General features: G+C 36.4%; 27 protein-coding genes. 23 read left to right on the top strand and 4 right to left on the bottom strand.

What is annotated here, in order from left to right; all coding sequences use genetic code 11:
• Positions 1-92 precede the first annotated feature (92 nt).
• Entirely contained in the window at positions 93-647 is a 555-nt protein-coding gene (msrA, locus tag PFY09_RS13500; RefSeq protein WP_087706943.1) for a peptide-methionine (S)-S-oxide reductase MsrA, read from the top strand.
• Between the two features lie 151 nt (positions 648-798).
• On the opposite strand, the gene PFY09_RS13495 is transcribed toward msrA, so the two are convergent.
• The gene (locus tag PFY09_RS13495; RefSeq protein WP_271160046.1) at positions 799-1593 is read right to left on the bottom strand and encodes a hypothetical protein; all 795 of its coding nucleotides are present in this window, start codon (positions 1591-1593) and stop codon (positions 799-801) included.
• Between the two features lie 403 nt (positions 1594-1996).
• Between PFY09_RS13495 and PFY09_RS13490 the strand changes: the two genes are divergently transcribed.
• The 13 genes from PFY09_RS13490 to PFY09_RS13430 all read left to right on the top strand — a co-directional run bounded on the left by PFY09_RS13490 (position 1997) and on the right by PFY09_RS13430 (position 10816).
• Positions 1997-2206, top strand: a complete 210-nt coding sequence (locus tag PFY09_RS13490) for a hypothetical protein (RefSeq protein WP_271160045.1) — start codon at positions 1997-1999, stop codon at positions 2204-2206.
• A 66-nt stretch (positions 2207-2272) separates the two neighbouring features.
• A complete protein-coding gene (locus tag PFY09_RS13485) occupies positions 2273-3913 on the top strand; it encodes a tetratricopeptide repeat-containing sensor histidine kinase (protein ID WP_271160044.1) in 1641 nt (546 codons plus the stop codon).
• The gene (locus PFY09_RS13480) at positions 3906-4565 is read left to right on the top strand and encodes a response regulator (RefSeq protein ID WP_271160043.1); all 660 of its coding nucleotides are present in this window, start codon (positions 3906-3908) and stop codon (positions 4563-4565) included. Before PFY09_RS13485 ends, PFY09_RS13480 begins: the two co-directional genes overlap by 8 nt.
• 145 nt (positions 4566-4710) lie before the next feature.
• On the top strand, positions 4711-4881 hold the full coding sequence (locus PFY09_RS13475; RefSeq protein WP_002981870.1) for a hypothetical protein: 171 nt from the start codon (positions 4711-4713) through the stop codon (positions 4879-4881).
• A gap of 57 nt (positions 4882-4938) precedes the next feature.
• The gene (locus tag PFY09_RS13470; RefSeq protein ID WP_076391212.1) at positions 4939-5277 is read left to right on the top strand and encodes a YegP family protein; all 339 of its coding nucleotides are present in this window, start codon (positions 4939-4941) and stop codon (positions 5275-5277) included.
• A gap of 4 nt (positions 5278-5281) precedes the next feature.
• A complete protein-coding gene (locus PFY09_RS13465) occupies positions 5282-6352 on the top strand; it encodes a type I restriction endonuclease (RefSeq protein ID WP_271160042.1) in 1071 nt (356 codons plus the stop codon).
• Between the two features lie 2 nt (positions 6353-6354).
• A complete protein-coding gene (locus PFY09_RS13460) occupies positions 6355-6879 on the top strand; it encodes an SH3 domain-containing protein (RefSeq protein ID WP_108408932.1) in 525 nt (174 codons plus the stop codon).
• Between the two features lie 19 nt (positions 6880-6898).
• The gene (locus PFY09_RS13455) at positions 6899-7525 is read left to right on the top strand and encodes a PH domain-containing protein (RefSeq protein WP_214587917.1); all 627 of its coding nucleotides are present in this window, start codon (positions 6899-6901) and stop codon (positions 7523-7525) included.
• A gap of 6 nt (positions 7526-7531) precedes the next feature.
• Positions 7532-7747, top strand: a complete 216-nt coding sequence (locus tag PFY09_RS13450; protein ID WP_076391204.1) for a TM2 domain-containing protein — start codon at positions 7532-7534, stop codon at positions 7745-7747.
• Positions 7748-7758: 11 nt separating this feature from the next.
• Complete coding sequence (locus PFY09_RS13445) at positions 7759-8175, top strand: DUF6804 family protein (protein WP_214587915.1); 417 nt, start codon at positions 7759-7761, stop codon at positions 8173-8175.
• Positions 8165-8572 carry a hypothetical protein gene (locus PFY09_RS13440; RefSeq protein WP_271160041.1) on the top strand — a complete coding sequence of 136 codons (408 nt, stop codon included), beginning with the start codon at positions 8165-8167 and terminating at the stop codon, positions 8570-8572. The genes PFY09_RS13445 and PFY09_RS13440 overlap by 11 nt, the downstream gene beginning before the upstream one ends.
• Positions 8573-8577: 5 nt before the next feature.
• The gene (locus PFY09_RS13435; protein ID WP_271160040.1) at positions 8578-9918 is read left to right on the top strand and encodes a beta-carotene 15,15'-monooxygenase; all 1341 of its coding nucleotides are present in this window, start codon (positions 8578-8580) and stop codon (positions 9916-9918) included.
• 10 nt (positions 9919-9928) lie between these two features.
• Positions 9929-10816, top strand: a complete 888-nt coding sequence (locus PFY09_RS13430) for a hypothetical protein (RefSeq protein WP_271160039.1) — start codon at positions 9929-9931, stop codon at positions 10814-10816.
• 649 nt (positions 10817-11465) lie between these two features.
• Here the strand turns inward: PFY09_RS13430 and PFY09_RS13425 are convergent.
• From PFY09_RS13425 to PFY09_RS13415, 3 genes are all read right to left on the bottom strand, one after another.
• Positions 11466-11915: a GNAT family N-acetyltransferase gene (locus PFY09_RS13425; protein WP_271160038.1), complete on the bottom strand. Its 450-nt coding sequence runs from the start codon at positions 11913-11915 to the stop codon at positions 11466-11468.
• Positions 11908-12531: a ribosome biogenesis GTP-binding protein YihA/YsxC gene (gene yihA / locus PFY09_RS13420; protein ID WP_108408924.1), complete on the bottom strand. Its 624-nt coding sequence runs from the start codon at positions 12529-12531 to the stop codon at positions 11908-11910. The genes PFY09_RS13425 and yihA overlap by 8 nt, the downstream gene beginning before the upstream one ends.
• Before the next feature lie 67 nt (positions 12532-12598).
• The gene (locus tag PFY09_RS13415) at positions 12599-13360 is read right to left on the bottom strand and encodes an alpha/beta fold hydrolase (protein WP_271160037.1); all 762 of its coding nucleotides are present in this window, start codon (positions 13358-13360) and stop codon (positions 12599-12601) included.
• 272 nt (positions 13361-13632) lie between these two features.
• On the opposite strand from PFY09_RS13415, the gene mraZ reads away from it, so the two are divergent.
• The 9 genes from mraZ to PFY09_RS13370 all read left to right on the top strand — a co-directional run bounded on the left by mraZ (position 13633) and on the right by PFY09_RS13370 (position 23358).
• Complete coding sequence (gene mraZ, locus PFY09_RS13410) at positions 13633-14091, top strand: division/cell wall cluster transcriptional repressor MraZ (RefSeq protein WP_271160036.1); 459 nt, start codon at positions 13633-13635, stop codon at positions 14089-14091.
• Positions 14092-14127: 36 nt separating this feature from the next.
• Positions 14128-15021 (top strand): 16S rRNA (cytosine(1402)-N(4))-methyltransferase RsmH, encoded by an 894-nt coding sequence (gene rsmH, locus PFY09_RS13405; RefSeq protein WP_108408923.1) that lies wholly within the window; start codon positions 14128-14130, stop codon positions 15019-15021.
• Positions 15022-15092: 71 nt separating this feature from the next.
• Positions 15093-15461: an FtsL-like putative cell division protein gene (locus tag PFY09_RS13400; RefSeq protein ID WP_076391186.1), complete on the top strand. Its 369-nt coding sequence runs from the start codon at positions 15093-15095 to the stop codon at positions 15459-15461.
• Positions 15445-17436 (top strand): penicillin-binding transpeptidase domain-containing protein, encoded by a 1992-nt coding sequence (locus PFY09_RS13395; RefSeq protein WP_271160035.1) that lies wholly within the window; start codon positions 15445-15447, stop codon positions 17434-17436. Before PFY09_RS13400 ends, PFY09_RS13395 begins: the two co-directional genes overlap by 17 nt.
• Before the next feature lie 112 nt (positions 17437-17548).
• Positions 17549-19009 carry a UDP-N-acetylmuramoyl-L-alanyl-D-glutamate--2,6-diaminopimelate ligase gene (locus PFY09_RS13390; protein ID WP_271160034.1) on the top strand — a complete coding sequence of 487 codons (1461 nt, stop codon included), beginning with the start codon at positions 17549-17551 and terminating at the stop codon, positions 19007-19009.
• A 30-nt stretch (positions 19010-19039) separates the two neighbouring features.
• Positions 19040-19405, top strand: a complete 366-nt coding sequence (locus PFY09_RS13385) for a four helix bundle protein (RefSeq protein WP_271160033.1) — start codon at positions 19040-19042, stop codon at positions 19403-19405.
• A gap of 48 nt (positions 19406-19453) precedes the next feature.
• Positions 19454-20695: a phospho-N-acetylmuramoyl-pentapeptide-transferase gene (gene mraY, locus PFY09_RS13380; RefSeq protein ID WP_271160032.1), complete on the top strand. Its 1242-nt coding sequence runs from the start codon at positions 19454-19456 to the stop codon at positions 20693-20695.
• Positions 20696-20759: 64 nt separating this feature from the next.
• Entirely contained in the window at positions 20760-22097 is a 1338-nt protein-coding gene (murD, locus tag PFY09_RS13375) for a UDP-N-acetylmuramoyl-L-alanine--D-glutamate ligase (RefSeq protein ID WP_271160031.1), read from the top strand.
• 22 nt (positions 22098-22119) lie between these two features.
• Positions 22120-23358 (top strand): FtsW/RodA/SpoVE family cell cycle protein, encoded by a 1239-nt coding sequence (locus PFY09_RS13370; RefSeq protein ID WP_076391176.1) that lies wholly within the window; start codon positions 22120-22122, stop codon positions 23356-23358.
• Positions 23359-23374 lie beyond the last annotated feature (16 nt).

The following is a 23374-nucleotide window of genomic DNA, read 5'->3' as shown; positions in this document are numbered from 1 at the left end:
TTTGAACGCCTGATTGAAAAACTTTTCCTTATTTTTGATAGGTTTTTCTCCATCTCTCACAGGAGAAAACAAGAAATTACAATAATTAATTTATGGATAACAACAATTTAGAACAGATTACTTTCGGGGGCGGATGTTTTTGGTGTGTGGAAAGCTGTTTCAATATGCTGAAAGGAGTACAGTCTGCGGTTTCCGGATATTCGGGAGGTCACAAAGACCATCCGACGTATGAAGAGGTATGCACCGGAGAAACCGGACATGCGGAAGTGGTACAGATCACTTATGATCCTGCCGTTATTTCTTATGAACAGTTAATGGATGTTTTCTTTTTCCTTCACGATCCTACCCAGCTTAACAGACAGGGAAATGATATCGGAACGCAATACCGTTCTGTTATTTATTACAAAGACGATGCGGAAAAGGCAAAAGCTGAAGCGGCCATTGAAAAATCCAAAGAGTCCGGAAGATGGCAGGGAACCTATGTAACGGAAGTAACGAAATTCGATAAATTCTGGGCAGCGGAACAGTATCACCAGGGATATTATAACGAAAACCCGACTCAGCCGTATTGCAGCGCTGTGGTAGGACCGAAAATTCAGAAGTTTAAAAAGCATTTCGGCGAACTGGGAATGCTGAATGAACAATAATTTATTGTTTATCCGTGATCTGTCATCGCAGAAAATTTAGCACAGACGATTTTTAATATCGCTAGTTACAGAGCGTTAATATCATAGAATTCGGGCGGTTTCCAGAGGAAACCGCCCGAATTTTTGTTAGCTATTTTATAGATTTTTTTAACTATTCTTCTTCCAGTATCGCGTTTTCTCCTGCATAGGTTTCAAGTATTCCTTTCGAAACATCTTTCAGCGTTTTTCCGTTTTCAGGATGCTGTCCAAAATTTGTGAAAAATTCTACGTGATTATTGCTTTTATCATACCAGACTTTCCGCATTGAGTTTTTTTCGTTAAGTGTATCAGGTCTTGTAATTTTTTTAAAGTATACAAATAGAGTTCTATCCATTGGAATCACATCCTTTTGAGGTCCTAAATAACTGCTGTCTGTTGCCATATATCGGTCTTTATCCCAATACATATATGGTTTTTCAACAGCAGGAGGAAGAGGGCTTGAAACAATACCCACACCTTTTCCTTTATTACCAGAAAAAGCAACGCCGCCCGTAACCATTAATAGAATAAAAGTCATTTCTAAAATACCTAACCCGTTTTTCTTAATTATATCTGGTATTGTAAAAATTGGTTTATTAATAATTGTAATAACAATTTTAGAAACTGCTTGTTGGATTGTATATTCTATTGTCTTCCATTCAGAACAATATTTACTAAAATCATCATATCCTAAATATTTACTAAGATTATCTAATGTTGATCTTTTTATATTATAATCTTCTCCTTTTTCAACTATCGCCTTATAATAGTTTTCAAAAGTTTTATAACTTAACCCTTCGTATTTATCTTGTAGTACTCTTTCAAGATGCAAAAGGATTCCATTAAATGATGTCTCTGTAGCTTCTTTTGAAGCCTGTTCATAGACATCTTCCAGTAATTTTTTTTTCTCAGATAAAAATTTTGACATATTCAACGGTTATTGGTGCGAAAATTATGAAGTTTTATATCAACATCATTACGGTTTTCCGTACTTCCCACTGAAAAAACTTTCCAAAAACTTTCCAAAAACTTTCTAACCCTTGCTCTTCCTTTCGCCGTTACTTTGCCATAGAAATCAGTGAGAAACAAACAATTAAAACAACAGAATACAACAAAGTTACGAAACTGATTTCAAAAATTGCCAGATAAAACGGAAGAAAACTCCGGGTTGGGAAGCAGATGTTTCTCTTCCGTTTTTAAAGGTTCACTTCCCAAAAAAATTTAAGAAGCGCTTCGAAAATTTTAACAGTGTACAGCTCGGTAATCTCCTGAGAGGAAGAAAATTATCCAAACTCTTATAAAATTTTTAAAAAATGTTAAACTTAATATTAATGCTAATCTCATTAGCATTCGGGAATAATAATGCCAATGCATCATGTAATAACAACGGGAATAATAATAACGGACAGCCAACCACTCAATTGGCAGATCCGGGAACAGGAACGGATCCGGGAGACGGAGTCGATCCGGATGGACCGGGAAGCGGTGGACCGGTTGGAGGAAATACAGGACAACTTCCACCTCCTTTTACCAATCCATAATTTAATACAGGACAGATTGCATAAATCTGTCCTTTTGTTTTACTTTGTAAAAACTAAATCCAATCCATGAAAAATTTTTTCCTAATAACTATACTACTTATAATAAGTTCATGTAAAAGAGATAATAAAAAAACTGAAGATAATGTAAATTTTCAGAAAGCATTCATTTGTAGAGAATCACAATCCTATGACTCCGCTTTTTATTATTACAATTTAGCAAAAAACGACTTAATTACAATTAATGATTCTGTCGGAACAGCAAGATCATTAATTAATATGGGAATGATCCAAACAAAAAAAGGAGATTTTTTAGGTGGAATTGAATCCTCTCTCGAAGCAAATAAATATATTAAGAAAAAGGATGATAAAATCAACAAAAATTTACTTGCAACAAATTATAATAATTTAGCAATCTCATCTAATGCACTCCGAAATTTCAATGATGCACTCTCTTTTTATCTCATTGCAATCAAATATGTTGAAGGAAAAGAAAACACATATATTTGCTATAATAACATTGGTGATTTACTTATAACATTAGATAGCCTTAAATTAGCTAAGACATATTTAGAAAAAGCAGCTCTTGCAGATAGTGCGGTTAATTATTCCAGAGCAATAAATAACTTAGCAAAAGCTAAATATCTTGATGACAAAAACTACAATCCATTACCCGAGTTTTATAAAGCTTTAGAAATAAGACAAAAAAATAACGATGGAGAAGGATTAAATTCAAGTTTCGAAACTTTATCAACATACTATTATGATAAAGACAAAAAGTTGTCTTTAGAGTACGCACAAAAAATGCTTAAAGAAGCAATACAAAATAATAGTCCAGATGATCAGATTACGGCACTAAGAAGAATCATAACTTTACAGCCTGAAAAATATCTTTCAAATTTTAACAAGTTTGATTCCATCAATTATAATTTACAAACCATAAGAAATAAGCATAAAAGCCAATTTGCAATGGTAAGATATGATGTGGCACAAAAAGATGCAGAAAATCAGAGATTAATTTCACAAGGCTTAATAAAGAGCGCAGGAATTTCTGCTTTAATTTTATTATTATTAGGCACTACATATTGGTACATAAAAAGACAAAAACAATTAAAACAAGAAAAAGAAATCGAAGTCAAAAACACACAGCTCGAAATGTCGAAAAAAGTGCATGATGTGGTTGCGAATGGATTGTATCACATGATGATTGATGTTCAGAACAATCCTGAAATGGATAAGACCAAGATTCTTAATGATATTGAAAAAATGTACGAAGAATCCAGAGATATTTCGCACGAAAATATAGCAGAGAAAGATTTTGCACCGCGTTTTATCAACATGATAACCTCCTACTCTTCTGAGGAACAGAGGGTTTTAACGGTGAGTTATAAAGAAAGCATTTGGGAAAACATTCCTTACAACACGCAGCTTGAGTTGTATTACATCATAAGAGAAATTCTTGTGAACATGAAAAAGCACAGCAAAGCAAAGCTGGCTTCCGTAAAGTTTGAGAAAAATGATAAAAATTTAATCATCAGATATACCGATAACGGCGTAGGAATCGCCGATCTGGAGCAGCAAAAAGGCACAGGAATCCATAATACGGAAAACCGTATTGAAAGCATTGGAGGAGATATTACTTTTGAAAAAAATCCAACAGGTGGATTAATTATTGAGATAACCATACCAATACAATCGAAATATGTTTAAAAAAGTACTGATAGCCGAAGACCATGAAGTCAGAAATTTAGGAGTGGTAAATGCACTTACCGAATTACAGATTCCGCATTTTGATTTTGTAAATTATTGTGATGATGCCCTGCAAAAAATAAAAGCCGCTGCAACTGCTGATTCCTATGATCTGCTGATTACAGATCTGTCTTTTGATAAAGATCATTTTGAGCAGAAGATCAATTCCGGACAACAACTGATTGAAGAAGTTAAAAAAATTCAGCCAAATCTGAAAGTGATTGCCTTTTCTATTGAGAAGAAACCGAAAATTATTGACGATCTTTTTAAAATACACAACATCAATGGTTTTGTAAGCAAGGGAAGAAATGACGGAAAAGATCTCAGAAGCACCATTAAAAAAGTATTTTCCGGCGAAACGGTTATTCCGCAGGAGATTTTAAACTCTATAAGAAATACGTCTTTCGAATTCACAGAATATGACGTTACGCTTATCGAGCTCCTTGCCAAAGGATGGAAACAGGGCGACATTGAAAAACATTTTAAAGAAAATAAAATTACGCCCGACAGCAAAAGCGCCATCGAAAAAAGACTGAATGATCTCCGCTACGAACTGGGAGCCAAAAACAACATCGAACTTGTTGTGATGTGCAAAGACATCGGCATCATCTAAATGCTATACTTCATCGAAAAACTAATAGCCTTTCAGATACTCTGGAAGGTTTTTTTATTAAATATTCTGCGTTTACGGTTTTCCGTAACCGATCGAAAATTAATGCTCATATTTTTGAAGTGTTAAACCAATAAATTTTATTACAATGGAAAAAAAACCATTAGGAACAAAAGCAAAAACTGGAGAGAACTGCCCAGAGTCTGGAGTTTGGAAAGTAGTCGGAAATCCTTCTACAACTGCTCCAATATCGAAAGGAAACAGAATGCCTCCTTATGATGGAAAAGCAGTCACTTGGGAATTAATTCAGTATGCTTAAATCATTATTTCCAGTGATTAGAAAATAATCACTGGATTTACAATAAAACCAATAACCATGGGAAAATTCGTCATCACACAAAGAGTAAACAAAGAGTATCAGTTTAATCTGAAAGCCGGAAACGGTGAAATTATTTTAACAAGCGAAGGCTACGTTCAGAAAGCATCCTGTATAAAAGGAATTGAATCCGTAAAAATTAATTCTCAGGACGATTCCAGATACGACAGAAGAGAGGCTGTAAACAAAAAAGATTATTTCGTTCTGAAAGCAAGAAACGGCGAAATCATTGGGAAAAGTCAGCTTTACAGCACAAAATCCGGAATGGAAAACGGCATTGCTTCCGTAAAACAGAATGCTCCGAAAGCAGAAATTACAGATGAAACTTTAAAAAAATAAAATCATGGATCTTAAAATTAAACTGGAACAGCTTCACCAGAAAGTAATCGGGCTAAAAGACCAGATCGGAACAGAAGAAGCCACAAAAAATGCTTTTGTGATGCCTTTTATTCAGATTTTAGGATATGATATTTTTAATCCTACAGAAGTGGTTCCCGAACACGTTTGCGACATTGGAACCAAGAAAGGTGAAAAAGTAGATTATGTCATCAAAAACAATGACGAGCCTATTTTCATCATCGAATGCAAACACTGGAAAGAAAGTGCAGATGCCCACAATTCTCAGCTTCACCGGTATTATCATGTTTCCAAAACACGATTCGGCGTTTTAACGAACGGGATTGTCTACAATTTCTACACGGATCTGGAAAAGCCCAATATTATGGATGAAAAGCCGTTTTTCACCATCAATATTGAAGATCTTAAAGACAGCTCTATCAAAATTCTGGAAAGCTTTACCAAAAAAGACTACAATCTGGAAAGCATTCTGGATTCTGCGGAAGCTTTAAAGTACATCAAAGCCATCAGAAAAGAATTCGAAAAGGAAATTGAAAATCCGTCCGATGAACTGGTAAAACTCCTCGTGAACCGTTTCTTCGAAAAGCCTTTAACAGCAAACCGAATGGTCTCGTTTAAAGAATATGCCAAAAAAGCATTAACGACTTCTATTAATGAATCCATCAGTTTCAGGCTAAAATCTGCTTTGAGCATTAATGAACAGATCGAACAGCGCGAAGATGATGTAAAAACTTCGCAGCCCATCCATGAAACCAGCGAGTCTAAAATTGTAACCACAGAAGAAGAATTGGAAGGCTTCCAGATCGTAAAAGCCATTCTGCGGGAGAAAATTCCTTCCTCAAGAATTGCTTACAGAGACACGTTGTCTTACTTCGGAATTTTACTCGACGACAACAACCGCAAACCGCTTTGCAGACTGTATTTTAATACCGCTAATAAATATCTGGAGACTTTCCACAACGGAAAAGATGCCGGAGAAAAAGTTTTATTAAACAGTCTGGACGAAATCTACAACTATAGAAATCAGCTTCACCAGACATTAGAAAATTATAATTAACCATGAAAAAACTAATACCCTTCATCATAATCGCCTTCGGTTCTTTTCTTTTAAACTCTTGCTTTAAAGCAAACGACAGTATAGGACACGAAGGAAGATGTACAGGTTCTGCCAATTGTACAGCCTGTTCCAACTGTTCGCGGTGCGGACATTGCAGCAGCGGCGGAACCTGCGGAGTTTGCGGCGGCGGCTCTTCAGAAAGTTATTCATCCGGCAGAAGTTCAGCAAAGAAAAGGAAAACTAAAAAGCATAAAACTTCCGATTCTTATACTTCTTCAAAAACAAAATCCAATAAACCTCCAAAAGTTTTTATTGATGAGGTAAACGTAGACCTCAGTTCCAACCGATACATTGTCGGAATTGCCACCACCAATATTTACGAAAAGCCATCTATGAAATCTCCCGTTCTAGTAAGAGTTTACAAAAACGAAAAGCTGATTCCACTTTCCAAAGAAGGTTCATGGTACAAAGTAAAGGTAAAATCTTCCGGAAAGAAAGGATATGTTTTTTATAAAGATGTAAAGTAACTAAAAACAAAATATCATCATGAACTTAAAAAAATTTTTAAATGAAGAACAAGATCCAAAAGCCGTCGAAAAGCTTTTAGGGAGAATCAACAGTCTGCTCACCTCGCAGGAAACTATGGAATACATTGCAGTTCAGAAAAAACCGGTACTCAATTTATCTCCGGACTGCATCGCGCTTACCAACAGAAGAATTATTTTCTGCAGACCCAAAAACTTTGGTTTGTCTATGGATTTTCAGGATTACAGCTGGGTAGATGTTGCAGACTGCCATATTAAGGAAGGGATTGTAGGTTCAACTTTTATGGTAAAAACAACACAACATTTTACCAATATGATGGATTACCTGCCTAAAAACCAAGCCCGAAAGCTATACCAGTTTGCGCAGGAAGTGGAAGAAAGAATGCGGGGTGTAAGAAGAGAAAAAAATCTGGAGACATTAAGAGCTTCCGCAGGAGGAGTTACCGTAAATAATGCAACGCCCATTATTACACAGCCTCAGATGTTTCAGGAGGAGAAGAAACCATTGCTGATTGAAAATGAAGATCCTTTTGCTTTATTACAGAAACTAAAAGGACTAAAAGAAAGCGGAGTTATTTCTCCGGAAGAGTTTGAAACAAAGAAAAACGAAATTTTATCCCGAGTTTAAAAAATTATGAAATCAAAATCTACCGCCGCTTTACTTGCTTTTTTCCTTGGAGGAATAGGCATCCACAGATTTTATCTGGGGCAGAACATTATGGGAATTCTTTACCTGTTATTTTGCTGGACTTTTATTCCTGTCATTATTTCCGTTATTGATTTCTTTGCATTTCTGTTCATGTCTGAAAGCCGTTTTAATTACAAATACAACCTTCGGACAGGATTTTAAAATTACAGCATATGAAACCATTTCTCACCTTCTGTGCGTTATGCTGTTTCATCGGTATCTTCAGACTTCCTATAGAATATTATACTTTTCTCAGAATCCTTGTTTCCGCAGGAGCTTTATTGGTTTTGTACAATACATTAACCTTTAAGCAGCATTACTTCAGTATAATTTTCCTTATCATCCTTATTCTTTTCAATCCTGTGCTTCCCATTTATCTGTTAAGGAAAAGTGTGTGGATTCCGATTGATGTTGTTACAGGAATTTTATTTCTGCTGATAGGTTTCGTCGAAAAAACCGAGCAGAAAAAGGAAGAAGAAATTACCGGGGAAACTTCACAGCCTTCAGTTCCCATCCATCAAAGAGCTGTATCCAGAGACCGAATTATTAATCCTAAAAAACCCAAGGAAGAAGACAATCATGGAAAATAACAACATTACGGAACATCTTAAAGCGCATTTCTTAAGGCTGTATCAAATGGCGATCTGTGATGACGATTTCAGTGCCCTTGAACTGAAAATACTTTACAACTGCGCCGAAGAAAGAGGCATTTCATCAAAAAATTTGGACGAGATCCTTCTGAATCCGCTCAATATGAAGTCGCTGATTCCGCAGACAATCGAAGAAAAAATAGATTATCTGTACGATCTTACCGTCATGATCTGGGCAGACGGAATTGTTTCCCCGAATGAATATACCACGATGCAAAAGTACGTTCTGATGTTCGGGTTTATGGAAGAAAATGTAACCGCCATCGTAGATTACCTCATCGAGGCGATACGAACAGGAAAGCCTAAAAGTGAAATTTTATATGAACTAAAAAACTAACCATCATGGATACCACCAGTATAAAAAATTTATTTAAACTAAAATCTGTTCCCACAGAACCCAAAGAAGAGCAGCTTCCGAAAACTGAAGTGAATACCGACGAAGAGTCTTCTGAGGAAACACGCAAAAGAACCTACCACGAATCCGGTTACCGGGACAGTTCCCGAACCAGCGGAAACCACTCTACCCTTTCCATCTGTCTGGATGCCGTTTACTCGAAATTTCAGAATGAAGAAAAAGAAATGGTGGAAAAACAGCAACAGCTGAAAGAGTCTTATGTGAATGAACAGAAGAACCGCGAAACAGAAATTAAAGCACTCATTGTTTCGCAGGAAACCAAGGAAGAACAGCTTAAAACCAAAAACAGGGAAGTAGAAAGCCATCAGCAAACCATTGAAACCTTAAACTCAGAAATCATTGATCTTCCCAGAAATCCCGAAAAATACAATGTAAAAGCCACAAAAGGAGCTTCAGCAAAATTTATCATTGGGCTATTTCTTTTAATCCCGATAACTTTATATTTAGGAGTATTTTATATTTCAACTTCCTATTCTGCATTCTTTAAAGGTTTTGACGCAAAAAGCACTGTGATACAAAGTGTTTTTGATCCACAGGCATTAGCTAAAGCCTGGAATGATGGTTCAACCGAAGCTGCTTTTGTCGTTTTAATTCCTTTTGTATTTCTTGGATTAGGTTTTTTGATCCATATGTTTGGAGAGAATAAAACTACAGCCAATTATATCAAACTCGGTTTATTACTTATGGTGACTTTTATTTTTGATGTCATTTTAGCGTATGAAATTGAAAAAAAAATATATGATGTAGAAAAAACTTTTGATTCTCTTCCATTTGATCTTAAAATTGCTTTTACCAAAAATCAGTTTTGGGAAATTATCTTCGCAGGATTCATCGTGTATATTATCTGGGGACTCGTTTTCGACTTTGTAATGAAAGAGCACCGCGAAAAAGATAAGATTAAAAACGAACAGGAAATCAGACAGAAAAGAGTAGAATTTTTTCAGGAAAAAATTAATGTTTTAAAGAAAGAAATTGAAGAAATTCTTGCGGCTATCGGAAATATAAAAGAATCCATCATTAAAATAAGAGGAAGAATTGAGGAACTTCAGAATATTATCGACGGCGTAATTATTCCGACCAAAGATTACAAGCTGTATGCTTCGGAATATGTTCAGGGCTGGATCACGTTTATCGGAGAGAAAATTGCCGTTTCCAGAACGGAAAAACAGACCATGATTGATGAATGCATTTCTACGTATAATACCAATCTGGAAACTGTAGGAGCCAATTCGGACAATCAGAACCTTGTTTATTTATCATCCTTATAAATTACAGAATATGAAAAAAATATTTTATTTATTAATGATTATTTCTTTGGTTTCATGTTGCAAAGATAAAACCGGCAAAACTGAAGAGGGAACAAAAAATCCTGTTGTAGTTGATTCAAACAATATTAATGTCAGTATTTTAATTGATTTATCCGACAGAATTGATCCTAAAACGAACCCGAATCCCACAATGGAATATTTCCAGAGAGATACCGAGTACATCAAAGCGATTGAAAAAGGATTTTTAAACCACATCAAATCTAAAAAAATCATTACCTACGAAGATCAGATGCAGGTTTTCTTCAATCCGGAACCTTTAGATCCGAAAATGAATGAACTTACCAAAGAGCTGAAAGTTTCCTTTGATAAAAACACTCCCCGAAACTATTTTGATCTGGTGGATAAAAAATATTCGGAATTACCGACAACGATTTATCAGTCAGCGATAAAAGACGGAAATTATGTAGGTTCTGACATTTGGGAATTTTTTAAAAATAAGGTAAAAGATTACTGCATTAAAAACGACCACAGAAACATATTATTTATTCTTACCGACGGATATATGTACCATGAAAACACAAAATTTTCGGAAGGAAGCAAAACCTCTTATCTTACCGGCAAACTCATAAAAGCTAACCTTCTTACAACTTCCAACTTTAAAGAAGTTATAGAAAAAAATAAATTCGGCTTTGTAAAAGCCAATGACAATCTGAGTAATCTCGAAGTCATCGTCTTAGGAATCAATCCGGAAAAAGGAAATCCTTTCGAAGAAGCCGTCATCAAAGAATACTGGGAAAACTGGTTTAAAGAAATGAAAATTAAAAATTATCAGATCAAATCTGCGGATCTTCCTTCCAATTTGGAACCTATTATCTTAAAAGCCACTTCCGGAAAATAAAAATATTAGAGGCTGTATCACAACTCGTGAAAACAGCCTTTTTTTTATGTTTTTTCTCGACCTTCTGTCTGAGAATGGTTTTTTGTACATACGATTCTCAACCCACATCATTGAGTTATAAGACTTCCTCCAACCGTTTTATTATACTTCTTGTACTTTTTATTCTAGTCCGCTATGCTTTTATTTCGGTTCTCGGCATTTTTGCTTTAGCACAGCGTATTTTTAGTTTAGCGCAGTGTATTTTTATCATTGCTCACTGTATTTTTGTCATTGCTTACTACATTTTTGTTATTACTCACTATGTTTTTGTTGTTGCTCACTGTATTTTTGTCATTACTCACTACATTTTAGTTGTTGCTCACTATATTTTTATTCATGCACTGCATATTTTAGTGTACTACAGTTGATTTAAATAGTAAACTTATCTAAAGGTGCAAAAGATGGTAATACTTTAGTGGTTTAAGTTTAAAGCTTAAATGAAAGAAAAGAACACATAAGTTAAAAAAATCAAAGATTTTTCAATCAATTTTATCAAAGATAAAATCTTTGCGCCTTTTATAAAATATGTAAATTCAACTTCTTGCGTCTTGGCGAAAAACCCAACACATGATCTAAACAAAAAAGCGAAGAATCAATTCCTCGCTTTTCTTTATTTTCTGAGCATTTCCGTATGCGGAATGTCATCTTCCAGATATTTTTTACCGGTGTCTTCAAACCCGAAATCTCCATAAAATTTCAGCAGATAATCCTGTGCAGAAATCCTGATTTCAGAAGTGCGGAAACGGTTTTCGATCGTTTCAACCGCATATTGGATCAATTGTCTGCCTAAGCTTTTTCCTCTTGCCTTTTCTGTGGTTAAAACCCTTCCTATTGAAGGTTCATCATATTTTATTCCTTTATCGAAAATCCTGCAGTTCGCCAAAACTTCGCCGTCTTCTTCTGCCCAGATGTGAACTGCTTTTTGGTCATAACCGTCTAAATCCGGATAAGGACAGTTCTGCTCCACTACAAAAACATCAATTCTGGCTTTTAAAACCGCATACAGTTCAGGAACCGTAAATTCGTTGAAAGTTTTTATTTTCCAGACAATATTACTCATCAAAACTTACGTTATTATTGATCAAAAACTCATTGGTTTTCTGAATGAAACTTAAGATTTCATCACCCCCTTCCTTCTTTTCTGCTGAGGTTACATATAATTCCGGCAGATCTTCCCATGTTTTGTGAAGCTCCGTTTTATAATCTTCCACATTTTTTATCACAACATTCGGCTTCAGCTTATCTGCTTTTGTAAACACGATGGAAAACGGAACGCCGCTTTCACCGCACCACTGGATAAATTCCAGATCAATATTCTGAGGTTTATGTCTGGAATCTACCAGAACAAAAAGATTAACCAGATTTCTTCGGTTCAGAATATAATTGGTGATCAGTTTTTCAAAATCTTTTCTGATCGATTTCGAAACTTTTGCATATCCGTAACCCGGTAAATCTGTGAGATACCAGTTTTCGTTCACTAAGAAATGGTTGATAAGCTGTGTCTTTCCCGGAGTCTGGGACGTTTTAGCCAGATCTTTATGATTCATCATTGCATTGATGAGCGAAGACTTTCCTACATTCGATCTTCCGATGAAAGCATACTCAGGAAGATTCGGTTCCGGGCAATCCTGCCATTTTCCGCTGCTCTTTACAAATGTTGCTGTTTTAATAACCATTTTATTGAATATTTTCAGAAAAACAAACCATTAAGAAAAGCTCTTAATGGTCGTTTTATATTTTATTTTAAACTTTATCTTTTACCCAGCTATAAAGAATTTCATTGAATTCATCGGGTTTTTCCATCATCGCTGCGTGCCCGCATTGATCGATCCAGAAAAGATCTGAATTCGGAATAAATTTGTGCATATCTTCCGCAACTTCAGGAGGCGTTACATTATCCTGCTTTCCCCAGATCAGGCAGGTGGGTGTTTTAATCTTTGGCAGATCATTCAGCATATTGTGTTTGATCGCGCTTCTCGCCAACATTACGGTTTTTATTCCCTTCATCCTGTCATTTACCACTGCAAACACTTCGTCTACCAAAGCTTCGGTAGCCACAGAAGGATCATAAAAAACCTCTTCCGTTTTCTTTCTTATATAAGAACGGTCATTCTTTCTAGGAAAACTGTCTCCGAAAGTTCTTTCATAAAGCCCTGAACTTCCCGTAAGAACAAGATTCTTAATTAAATCCGGTCTTGCCAGTGTAAGAATAAGACCGATATGACCGCCCATGGAATTTCCTACAATGGTTACAGGAGCATCAATATGGGTTTCTATAAATTTGGCAATATATTTTGCTAATGTCGTAAGATTAGTATTGAGTACCGGCAAATCGTAGATCGGCAGCTGAGGAACGTATACCTTGAACCCCCTGTCTGAAAAAAAATCTACCATCTTATCGAAATTACTCAAACCACCCATTAAACCGTGCAACAGCACCAATGGATGTCCTTCCCCCGCTTCTACGAAAGTATATTTCTTTTCTTTTTTTGTACTAAATATCATAAAATGCCTTAATAAAGCCTTGCAAAAATACAAATTAAACCTCAAAAATATTTTGATTACCCTAATTTAAAATAAAAATAATATATCAAACTCTTTTTTAACTGTTTTTTTGAAAATCTATTTATTATGGCGTAAATAAGAGGTTTATCAACGTCCAACATATCAACCTATTACACCACCAAAATTAAATCTTTAATAAAACTTATTAACATTAAGGGAAAAAGTGGGAAAAAGTGGGAGATTTTAGAAATTATTATATAAATTTGTCCCAAATGAACAGTTTCATTGGAACATATGAGTGTAAAATTGACGACAAAGGCTTATTAAAAGTTCCTTCCTCTTTAATTAAACAGATGGAAAACTTCGACGACAAGGCGTTTGTAGTCAAAAGATCTGTGTTCCAACCCTGTCTGGAAGTTTACCCCATGAATGCATGGAATAAAGTGATGGGCAAAATTAATAAACTGAACAGATTCATTAAAAAGAATGCTGATTTCATTAGAATGTTTACGGCAGGTGTAAAAATTGCGGAGCTGGATAACGCCGGAAGGTTACAGATTTCTAAAGACCTTACTGTTTTTGCCAATCTTCAGAAAGAGATTGTCATTACCAGTGCAGGAGAATTATTTGAGATCTGGGATAAGGACGATTACGAAAAAGTGATCTCCATCAGTGAAGACGATTTTGCGAATCTTGCCGAAGATGTAATGGGCGCATTCGAAGAAGAATAACTGCGTTATAAAAACGTAAAAAAACACAACTAAAACATGTATCATAACCCCGTTTTGCTGAAGCAGAGTGTTGATGATTTGGTGACGAATCCAGACGGAATATATGTGGACTGTACTTTTGGAGGCGGTGGCCATTCAAGAGAGATATTGGGCAGACTTTCGGATAAAGGAAAACTGTTCAGTTTCGATCAGGACTTAGATGCTCTTAAAAATACAATTGATGATCCGAGATTTACGCTCATCAATCAGAACTTCAGGTTTCTGGAAAACTCCCTGTTGATCTACGGAGTTTCTCAGGTGGACGGAATTCTGGCAGATCTGGGTGTTTCTTCGCACCAGTTTGATGAAGCAGAAAGAGGATTCTCTACACGAAGCAACGCTCCGCTGGATATGAGAATGAACGTAATGCAGGGTCTTGATGCCAAAAGAGTCATTAACGATTACGATGAAGAGCAGCTTGCCGATATCTTTTATTATTACGGTGAACTGAGAGAAGCCAGAAAATTAGCAAGAGACATCGTTCATCACAGAAAAACAAAAAGCATCGATACAACAGAAGATCTGAAAAAACTCTTCAGTTATCTCCCGCCGCATAAAGTAAATAAATTTTATGCCCAGTTGTTTCAGGCAATACGCATTGAAGTAAATCAGGAGCTAGAAGTTTTAAAAGAAATGCTCGTACAGGCATACAACGTTTTAAAACCCGAAGGAAGACTGGTGGTCATCTCTTACCATTCTCTGGAAGACAGACTGGTAAAAAGATTTTTGAAAAACGGAATGTTCGAGGGAGAACCCGAAAGAGACATTTACGGAAATTATAAAAAAGCATTCGAACTGGTAAAGAGCAAAGCCATTATTCCCGATGATAAGGAAATAGAAGAAAACTCAAGAGCCAGAAGTGCTAAAATGAGAACAGGAATAAAAGTATAAATAATGAGCAATGGGCAATAAGCAATTTTTAAATATTACACATTACTCATTACCAATTACTAATAAATAAAGTGGCAAAAAGAACAACAACAAATCGTCCTCAGAAGAGATTAACTTTTATAGACATTATAAAAGGAAATTTCCTGAACCGTGATGAGATTAAAATACATTACAAGTATTTTCTGCTGTTGTTTGTATTGATGATGGCAATGATCTACAGCAATCACCTCGTCAATAAAAAAATTAAAATTGTCAATACACTTAAAGAAGAAACTGAAGAATATAAATCGCGAAACGCTTACGCACAAAGTAAGCTGATAAAAGTAAAAATGGAATCGGAGTTGGGGAAAGAGGTTGCACGGGATTCTTTAATGACCCTTGAAAACCATCCTCATAAATTGCTAATAAAACTGGACAGTACAGATGCAAAAGCAAAATGAATACGACAACAAACGTAAAAAAACGTTACGATGGGGCTACCTCTTTGCAGTGGTGGCTTTGTGCGTGTTTGTAATGTTCCTTGCGCGCATCGTTATTCTTCAGAATACGAACGTTCAGGAAATTAAAGACGATTACATCAACAAAAACTACCGCGAAGCTACCCTGAAAGCAGCAAGAGGAAATCTTTTTGCGTCAGACGGCTCTATTCTGGCAACAACCGTCATGCGTTACGACATCTATCTGGATTTCAAAACGATGAAAGACACCATTTACACCAACAACATTGGTGCTTTAACGGATTCTCTAAGCAAAATGTTCGGAAAGCCAAGAGCAGAATTCAGAAAGAAATTCGATGAGCAGAGAAAAAAGAAAAATCAATATTACACTCTGGCTAAAGGGCTTGATTTTGACCAGTACGACAGAATCCGTAAGTTTCCGATATTCAAAAAAGGCAAAAACAAAGGGGGCTTCATTGTAGACCGAAACTATAAAAGAGAACTGGCTACCTCAGAAATCGGAGCCGGAACCATCGGAATGGACGACGGCGTTCACACAGCAGGTCTTGAAGGCGCTTTCTCAAAATATTTAAGAGGAACAGACGGAAAAAGACTGGAGCAGAGAATCAATTCTTCCCAATGGAAACCGATTGATTACTGGAAAGTGCAGGAACCGGTTGACGGAGAAGATGTTTACACCACATTAGACCTTAGAATTCAGGATATTGCACATTCCGCTTTACAGAAACAGCTGGTAAATTTCGAGGCAAAACACGGAACCGTAATTGTAATGGAAGTGGAAACCGGAAAAGTCCGCGCCATGGTTAATTTAAGAAGAAATGACGATGGCGAGTATGTAGATTCTTACAATTACGCCCTGAAAGACAATATAGAACCGGGTTCTACCTTTAAAACCATTTCACTTTTGGCTGCAATGGATGATGGTTTCATCGATGAAAACACAACCGTAAATGTAGGAAACGGAATCTGGGTGTACGCAAAACAAAGGATTTCGGACGGTCACGGCGGCGGAACGTATGACATCAGTGACGTGCTGGCTAAATCCAGCAACGTAGGTTCTGCAAAATTAATTACAAAATATTACGCTGAAAAACCTCAGATCTTCTTAGATCATTTAAGAAGATGGAAGTTATTCGATAAAATGGATATTGAACTTCCGGGAATTACAAAACCAAAAATTTTAACTCCCGAAAGCAAAAGATGGAATGCCGCAACTTTAGCATCCATTGCATATGGATATTCTACAAATATCAATCTAATGCAGTTGACCACTTTCTATAACGGAGTTGCCAACAATGGCAAAATGCTGAAGCCTTTATTTATTGATAAAATTATGAAGGACGGTAAAGTGATGTACACGGCAAAGCCAGAAGTAATGGTCAACAAAATGGCATCTGAAAAAGCCATCAAAATGATGACCAATGCTTTAACAAAAGCCGTTGAAAAAGGAACAGCAAAAAGTATTTTCACACCCAATTTAAAAATGGCAGGAAAAACGGGAACCGCAAGGTTTGAATACTGGCTTCCAGGTCCCATGAAATACCGCTCATCATTCGCAGGCTTCTATCCTGCTGATAATCCGAAATATACCTGTTACATAATGATCAGCGAACCGAATACATCGAAAGGATTTTATGGAGCTACCGTTGCCGCACCGGTGTTTAAAGAAATTGCAGGAAAAACATTCCTGAAAACCCCTCAGAATATTGAAAGAGAAATGCTTGTCGACAAAAAGGTAAACCTGAACAAAATGGTGGAACCTAACGTAAAAGTCGCAGTAAATAATAAACAGATGCCCAATGTGGTAGGACTCATCGGTAAAAATGTAATTCCACAGCTTGAAAACTTAGGCTACCGTGTAGATTACAAAGGCGTAGGAAGAATTAAAGAACAGTTCCCTACAGAAGGCACAACCATAAGCAGAAACCAGAGAATTTATCTGTCTCTGCAAAATTAAAAAAAGAAAAGAACCCGAAGGGTTCAATTATGAATAACCGTAAGTGAAACTTATGGAAACAATAAAGACAGGACAAACCCTGTTGAAAATTAAAAAATAAAGCATCAGAGAAATGCAGTTAAATGATTTATTAAAAAGAATTCCGGTATTAGAAATTCATGGTGACGACAGCCGTGAAGTTTCAGAATTGGTGTTCGACAGCAGAAAGGTTACGGAAAACTCCTTGTATATTGCAATGAGAGGGACGGTTGTGGATGGACATTCATTTATTGCATCTTCAGTGGAAAAAGGAGCAACAGCAATTGTTTGCGAAGAATTCCCAGAAAATCTTAATGAAAATGCTACTTATATTAAAGTAAAAGATTCATCTAAAATTTTAGGTCATTTAGCGTCCAATTTCTACGGAAACCCTTCAGAAAAGCTAAAATTAATCGGAGTAACGGGAACTAACGGAAAAACCTCTGTTTCCACTCTGCTTTTTGATATTTTTAAAAATTTAGGATATGATTCCGCTTTGCTTTCGACAGTTGAAATCAGAATCGGAGAAAAGATCATTCCGGCAACACACACCACTCCTGATGTTATTACCATCAATAAAATTTTAGCTCAGGCGGTTGAAGAAGGGTGTGAATTCGCTTTTATGGAAGTAAGCTCCCACGGAATTGCCCAAAACAGAATTGAAGGACTTCACTTTAAAATTGCCGGATTTACCAATCTTACCCATGATCATTTAGATTATCATAAAACGTTTGACGAATATCTGAAAACGAAAAAAAGATTTTTCGATCAGTTGGAAGATTCTGCGGTTGCCATCACCAATGTGGATGATAAGAACGGGAATGTGATGCTTCAGAACACAAAAGCCACAAAAAGATCTTATGCTTTGAAGACAATGGCAGATTTTCACGGAAAATTACTGGAAGTGGATTTCAACGGAATGCTGCTGAATTTCAACGGAAAAGAATTCTGGACAACACTCACCGGAAAATTCAATGTGTACAACCTCTTATTGGTTTTCGGAATTGCTTCCGAGCTGGGTTTTGAATCAGACGAAATTTTACAGGCAATCAGCAAACTAAAAAGAGTGTCCGGAAGATTTGAGACCTTTAAATCAGACGGCGGAATTTTCTTTATCGTAGATTATGCACACACTCCGGATGCATTGGAAAACATTCTGGACAGCATTAATGATATCAGAACAAAAAATGAAAGACTGATCACCGTTTTCGGATGCGGAGGCGACAGAGATCATTCAAAAAGACCTGAAATGGGAAATATTGCCACGAAAAAATCAACATTGGCAATCATCACTTCAGACAACCCGAGAACAGAAGATCCGGCAGCAATCATCAAAGAAATCGAAGCTTATGTTGAACCTCAGAATTTCAGCAAGTACACTTCCATTCCGGACAGAAAAGAAGCCATCAAAATGGCAATAAAGTTTGCAGAACCGAAAGATATCGTTCTCGTAGCCGGAAAAGGACACGAAACCTATCAGGAAATAAACGGAGTGAAACATCATTTTGACGACAAAGAAACGATTAATGAACTGTGGCAGCTTATGAGCAAGTAAATATAAATGATTATTGATAATTGATTAATGATGGAAAATAATTACAATCAGATTTTTGCTCAAAGAACAAAAACTTTAGCAATAAATATAATCAATAGTTTATCAGACTTGCCGTATTCTGATAAAGTATCCGTAATCAGGAAACAGATTTTTCGTTCAGCAAGTTCTGTAGCAGCCAATTACAGAGCAATGTACAGAGCCAGATCAGATAAAGAGAAATATGCTAAAATTTGTATTGTCGTAGAAGAGGCAGACGAAACAGTATTTTGGCTGGAAGTAATTCAGGAAGTTAATATAGCTTCAAAAATAATGACAGATGAACTTATGAATGAATCTTTGGAGATTCTGAAAGTAACATCAACTTATAAGAACAAATTAAAGAGTAAGATTATTTAATATCGGTTAGATATCAATCATCAATTATCAAACATCAATAATTAAGAAATGTTATACTATCTATACGAATATTTAACCAGCATGGGAATCCACGTTCCCGGATTAGGACTGTTGAAATACATCTCCTTCCGTGCAGGAATGGCGGTTCTGTTTTCTTTAACCATCGCTTTGGTGTATGGAAAAAGAATCATCAACTATCTGAGAGCAAAACAGATGGGAGAACTGGTGCGTGATCTTGGTCTGGACGGACAGAAACAAAAAGAAGGTACTCCTACAATGGGAGGTCTTATCATCATTTTGGCAACGTTAATTCCTGTTTTGCTATTCACCAGAATCACAAACGTTTACATTGTTCTTCTGATTGTTTCCGTGATATGGATGGGCGCGATAGGTTTTCTGGATGATTATTTAAAAAAGATCAAAAAAAACAAAGATGGTTTAAGCGGTAAATTCAAAATTGTTGGGCAGGTCGGATTGGGATTGATCGTAGGAGTTACCATGTATTTTCATTCCGATATTACCGTAAAAAGAAAATATGCAGATGCTAAAGTCGTAAACAGAAATAATGTAGAGCAAAACTTTATGCCTACCGAGAAAATAACTGTTTCTACCGTTCCGTTTGCTAAAAACAATGAGTTCGATTACAGCGGAATTCTGTTTTGGATGAACGATAAAGATGCTCACGAATGGGCTTGGATTGTTTTTATCCCAATTGTAATTTTCATCGTAACGGCTGTTTCAAACGGAGCCAATATTACCGACGGAATTGATGGTCTTGCGGCAGGAACCAGCACCGTTATTTTATTAACGCTCGGCTTGTTTGCCTATCTTTCTGGAAACATCATTTTTGCTGATTATCTGAATATTATGTTCCTTCCCAACATGGGAGAAACCACCATATTCGTAGTCGCAATGGTAGGAGCCGTAATCGGATTCTTCTGGTACAACACCTATCCGGCTCAGGTTTTCATGGGCGACACCGGAAGTCTGATGTTAGGCGGGGTTATCGCTGTGTTAGCCATCATTTTAAGAAAAGAACTCATGATTCCTGTACTTTGCGGAATTTTCCTGATCGAAAATATTTCCGTAATGCTTCAGGTTGTCGTTTTTAAATACAGAAAAAGAAAATTCGGGCTTGAATATGCCCAAAACAATAGACTATTCAGAATGTCCCCTTTACATCACCATTATCAGAAGGGAGGCTTTCATGAGAGTAAAATAGTGAACAGAATGATCATCATCGGAGTAATGTTGGCAATTGTATGCCTGATTACTCTGAAGATGAGATAGAAAATTAATTTAAAAACTGGATGATTTACCTAAGTAAAAATTCAGTCATTAAATCAAAAATTATATGAAAATAGTTGTTTTAGGAGGAGGAGAAAGTGGTTGCGGAGCTGCCTATCTGGCAAAAAAGAAAGGAATGGAAGTTTTTCTTTCCGATAAAGGTGCCATCAAGGATAACTACAAACGGTTTCTGAACGAGAATGGAATTGAATTCGAAGAAGGAAGCCACGATGAAGAAAGAATTTTAAACGCCGACTGGATTGTAAAAAGTCCGGGAATTCCGAAAAAGGCAGAAATGATTCAGAAAATTAACGAGAAAGGAATAAGACTTTCTTCTGAGATTGAATTTGCTTCGGAATTTACAGATGCGAAAATCATCGCCATCACAGGAAGCAACGGAAAAACAACAACAACGTCTCTCATCTACTACATCCTGAAAAACGACGGATTAAACGTAGGTTTAGGCGGAAATATCGGGTACAGCTTCGCAAAGCAGGTTGCCGATGAAAACCATGAATATTATGTTCTGGAAGTAAGCTCTTTCCAGTTGGACGATATTCAGAATTTCAGACCGTATATTTCTTTATTGTTGAATTTGTCACAGGACCATCTGGATCAGTACAATTACAACTATGAAGAATATGCTTTGGCTAAATTCAGAATAACGGAGAATCAGGAAAATGACAACTTTTTCATCTACAATAAAGATGATGAGATGAGCAAAAATATTCTTGAAAAATTAGAAATTAAAGCGAAAATGATTCCTTTCTCCACCAAAGAAAAACTGGAAGAAGGAGGTTTCATTAACAGCGAAACCATTGAAGTAAAACTGAAGGATACTTTTTCAATGAAACTTGATGAATTATCTCTTCTGGGAACTCACAATGTTGCCAACAGCTTAGCCGCGTCAATTGCCGGTAAAATATTGGAAATCAATAATGAAAGCATAAGAAATTCATTAATGACTTTTCAGGCGGTTGAACACAGACTGGAGCTTGTGACTGAAATTGAGGGTGTAAAATACATCAACGACAGCAAGGCAACCAACGTTAATGCAACGTATTACGCTTTAGAAAGTATGAAAACTCCGACCGTTTGGATCGTTGGAGGTTTAGATAAAGGTAATGACTATACTGAAATTGAAGAATTAGTCAAAAGAAAAGTAAAAGCAATCGTCTGCTTAGGAATTGATAATGAAAAGATTATCAACTTCTTTAAAGACAAAAAAGAATTTATTTACGACACGTCGAGCATGGAAAAAGCAGTGGAGATCTCAAAATCTCTCGCTGAAAAAGGAGATACGGTTTTACTGTCTCCGTGCTGTGCAAGTTTTGATTTATTCAAAAACTATGAAGACAGAGGTCATCAGTTTAAAGAGCAGGTATTAAAAGCCAATGGCAATTAGCCAAAAGCCAACAGCATTATATATGAACGAACAAGACACAGAAAACAGATTTGAATTCCTGAAGGGCGATAAAGTACTTTGGATGGTCATTCTTGTGATCTCCATTTTCTCTATTTTCCCGGTTTATTCTGCAAGTTCAAATCTCGAATATATCGTTAATAACGGGACCACAACCGGTCACGTTATCAAACATATGTTCTTCGTGGTCTTAGGTTTGGGAATCATGAGAGTAGTCGGAATGGTAAAATACGAATACATCGGAAAACTCAGCAGCATCATGCTTGGTTTAATGGTTATTCTATTGATTGTCACAATGTTCACGGGACAAACCATTGATGGAGCCAGTGCTTCACGATGGCTGAAAATTCCCGGAACGCCGATTTCATTCCAGCCGTCTTCCTTTGCTTTTTTAATGCTGATTATTTATCTGTGCAGATATTTAACCAAGAAAATAACGCGGGAACGGCTTCCGATTGAGAATATCATGTACATCTTCGGTCCGATTCTGCTGGTTTTTGTTCTGGTGGCAAAAGACAATGGTTCAACCGCATTGATGATTTTAATGGTTTCCGTGATTGTGCTCGTTATCGGACAGTTACACTGGAAATACATTGCAGGATTTATCTCTGCATCATTCATTGCAATTGTTCTGTTTTTACTTGTGGCTTTAAACACCAACTTAATTGGAGGAAATCGTGTTCACACATGGATGAGCCGTATTGAAACATTTACATCCAGTAAAGCAAAAACTGCAGACGTAGATGACGAAAGTGTAAAAGCAAAAAATTATCAGGTGATGATGGCAAAAGCAGCCATCGTACACGGCGGAGTTACAGGAATGGGACCCGGCAAAAGTGCTTTAAAACAAATGCTTCCGCAGTCTGCCTCCGACTTCATTTTCGCCGTGATTGTAGAAGAATACGGAGTGATCGGAGCGGTTTTTCTGGTAAGTTTATATTTAATCATGATTATCCGTATCGTAATGATAGCCAGCAAGATGCCCGCATTTTTCGGCTCTTTGCTTGTTCTCAGCCTCGGAGTAATGATTTTTATACAACTTTCTGTAAATATTGCAGTTGCCGTCAATTTAATCCCTGTTACAGGGCAACCGCTGCCTTTAATAAGTTACGGAGGAACCTCAATGTTGGTAACATATTTGCAGTTGGGAATTATTTTAAACATAAGCTCCAGAATTCAGATTTACGATGAAGAAGGAATGGGCAAAAAACAAAGCATAGCAGAGATTAACGACATTGCTTAAGATAAAAAAAGATTTA

Origin of the sequence: Chryseobacterium gambrini, from assembly GCF_027920505.1 — a bacterium.
Lineage (GTDB): Bacteria > Bacteroidota > Bacteroidia > Flavobacteriales > Weeksellaceae > Chryseobacterium > Chryseobacterium gambrini.
This window is presented reverse-complemented; position numbering and strand designations above follow the sequence as displayed.

What these genes read in the sequence shown, in the direction of transcription:
- msrA (WP_087706943.1), top strand. Translation starts at nt 93, where the DNA reads ATGGATAACAACAATTTAGAACAGATTACTTTCGGGGGCGGATGTTTT.
- PFY09_RS13495 (WP_271160046.1), bottom strand. Translation starts at nt 1,593, where the DNA reads ATGTCAAAATTTTTATCTGAGAAAAAAAAATTACTGGAAGATGTCTAT.
- PFY09_RS13490 (WP_271160045.1), top strand. Translation starts at nt 1,997, where the DNA reads ATGCTAATCTCATTAGCATTCGGGAATAATAATGCCAATGCATCATGT.
- PFY09_RS13485 (WP_271160044.1), top strand. Translation starts at nt 2,273, where the DNA reads ATGAAAAATTTTTTCCTAATAACTATACTACTTATAATAAGTTCATGT.
- PFY09_RS13480 (WP_271160043.1), top strand. Translation starts at nt 3,906, where the DNA reads ATGTTTAAAAAAGTACTGATAGCCGAAGACCATGAAGTCAGAAATTTA.
- PFY09_RS13475 (WP_002981870.1), top strand. Translation starts at nt 4,711, where the DNA reads ATGGAAAAAAAACCATTAGGAACAAAAGCAAAAACTGGAGAGAACTGC.
- PFY09_RS13470 (WP_076391212.1), top strand. Translation starts at nt 4,939, where the DNA reads ATGGGAAAATTCGTCATCACACAAAGAGTAAACAAAGAGTATCAGTTT.
- PFY09_RS13465 (WP_271160042.1), top strand. Translation starts at nt 5,282, where the DNA reads ATGGATCTTAAAATTAAACTGGAACAGCTTCACCAGAAAGTAATCGGG.
- PFY09_RS13460 (WP_108408932.1), top strand. Translation starts at nt 6,355, where the DNA reads ATGAAAAAACTAATACCCTTCATCATAATCGCCTTCGGTTCTTTTCTT.
- PFY09_RS13455 (WP_214587917.1), top strand. Translation starts at nt 6,899, where the DNA reads ATGAACTTAAAAAAATTTTTAAATGAAGAACAAGATCCAAAAGCCGTC.
- PFY09_RS13450 (WP_076391204.1), top strand. Translation starts at nt 7,532, where the DNA reads ATGAAATCAAAATCTACCGCCGCTTTACTTGCTTTTTTCCTTGGAGGA.
- PFY09_RS13445 (WP_214587915.1), top strand. Translation starts at nt 7,759, where the DNA reads ATGAAACCATTTCTCACCTTCTGTGCGTTATGCTGTTTCATCGGTATC.
- PFY09_RS13440 (WP_271160041.1), top strand. Translation starts at nt 8,165, where the DNA reads ATGGAAAATAACAACATTACGGAACATCTTAAAGCGCATTTCTTAAGG.
- PFY09_RS13435 (WP_271160040.1), top strand. Translation starts at nt 8,578, where the DNA reads ATGGATACCACCAGTATAAAAAATTTATTTAAACTAAAATCTGTTCCC.
- PFY09_RS13430 (WP_271160039.1), top strand. Translation starts at nt 9,929, where the DNA reads ATGAAAAAAATATTTTATTTATTAATGATTATTTCTTTGGTTTCATGT.
- PFY09_RS13425 (WP_271160038.1), bottom strand. Translation starts at nt 11,915, where the DNA reads ATGAGTAATATTGTCTGGAAAATAAAAACTTTCAACGAATTTACGGTT.
- yihA (WP_108408924.1), bottom strand. Translation starts at nt 12,531, where the DNA reads ATGGTTATTAAAACAGCAACATTTGTAAAGAGCAGCGGAAAATGGCAG.
- PFY09_RS13415 (WP_271160037.1), bottom strand. Translation starts at nt 13,360, where the DNA reads ATGATATTTAGTACAAAAAAAGAAAAGAAATATACTTTCGTAGAAGCG.
- mraZ (WP_271160036.1), top strand. Translation starts at nt 13,633, where the DNA reads ATGAACAGTTTCATTGGAACATATGAGTGTAAAATTGACGACAAAGGC.
- rsmH (WP_108408923.1), top strand. Translation starts at nt 14,128, where the DNA reads ATGTATCATAACCCCGTTTTGCTGAAGCAGAGTGTTGATGATTTGGTG.
- PFY09_RS13395 (WP_271160035.1), top strand. Translation starts at nt 15,445, where the DNA reads ATGCAAAAGCAAAATGAATACGACAACAAACGTAAAAAAACGTTACGA.
- PFY09_RS13390 (WP_271160034.1), top strand. Translation starts at nt 17,549, where the DNA reads ATGCAGTTAAATGATTTATTAAAAAGAATTCCGGTATTAGAAATTCAT.
- PFY09_RS13385 (WP_271160033.1), top strand. Translation starts at nt 19,040, where the DNA reads ATGGAAAATAATTACAATCAGATTTTTGCTCAAAGAACAAAAACTTTA.
- mraY (WP_271160032.1), top strand. Translation starts at nt 19,454, where the DNA reads ATGTTATACTATCTATACGAATATTTAACCAGCATGGGAATCCACGTT.
- murD (WP_271160031.1), top strand. Translation starts at nt 20,760, where the DNA reads ATGAAAATAGTTGTTTTAGGAGGAGGAGAAAGTGGTTGCGGAGCTGCC.
- PFY09_RS13370 (WP_076391176.1), top strand. Translation starts at nt 22,120, where the DNA reads ATGAACGAACAAGACACAGAAAACAGATTTGAATTCCTGAAGGGCGAT.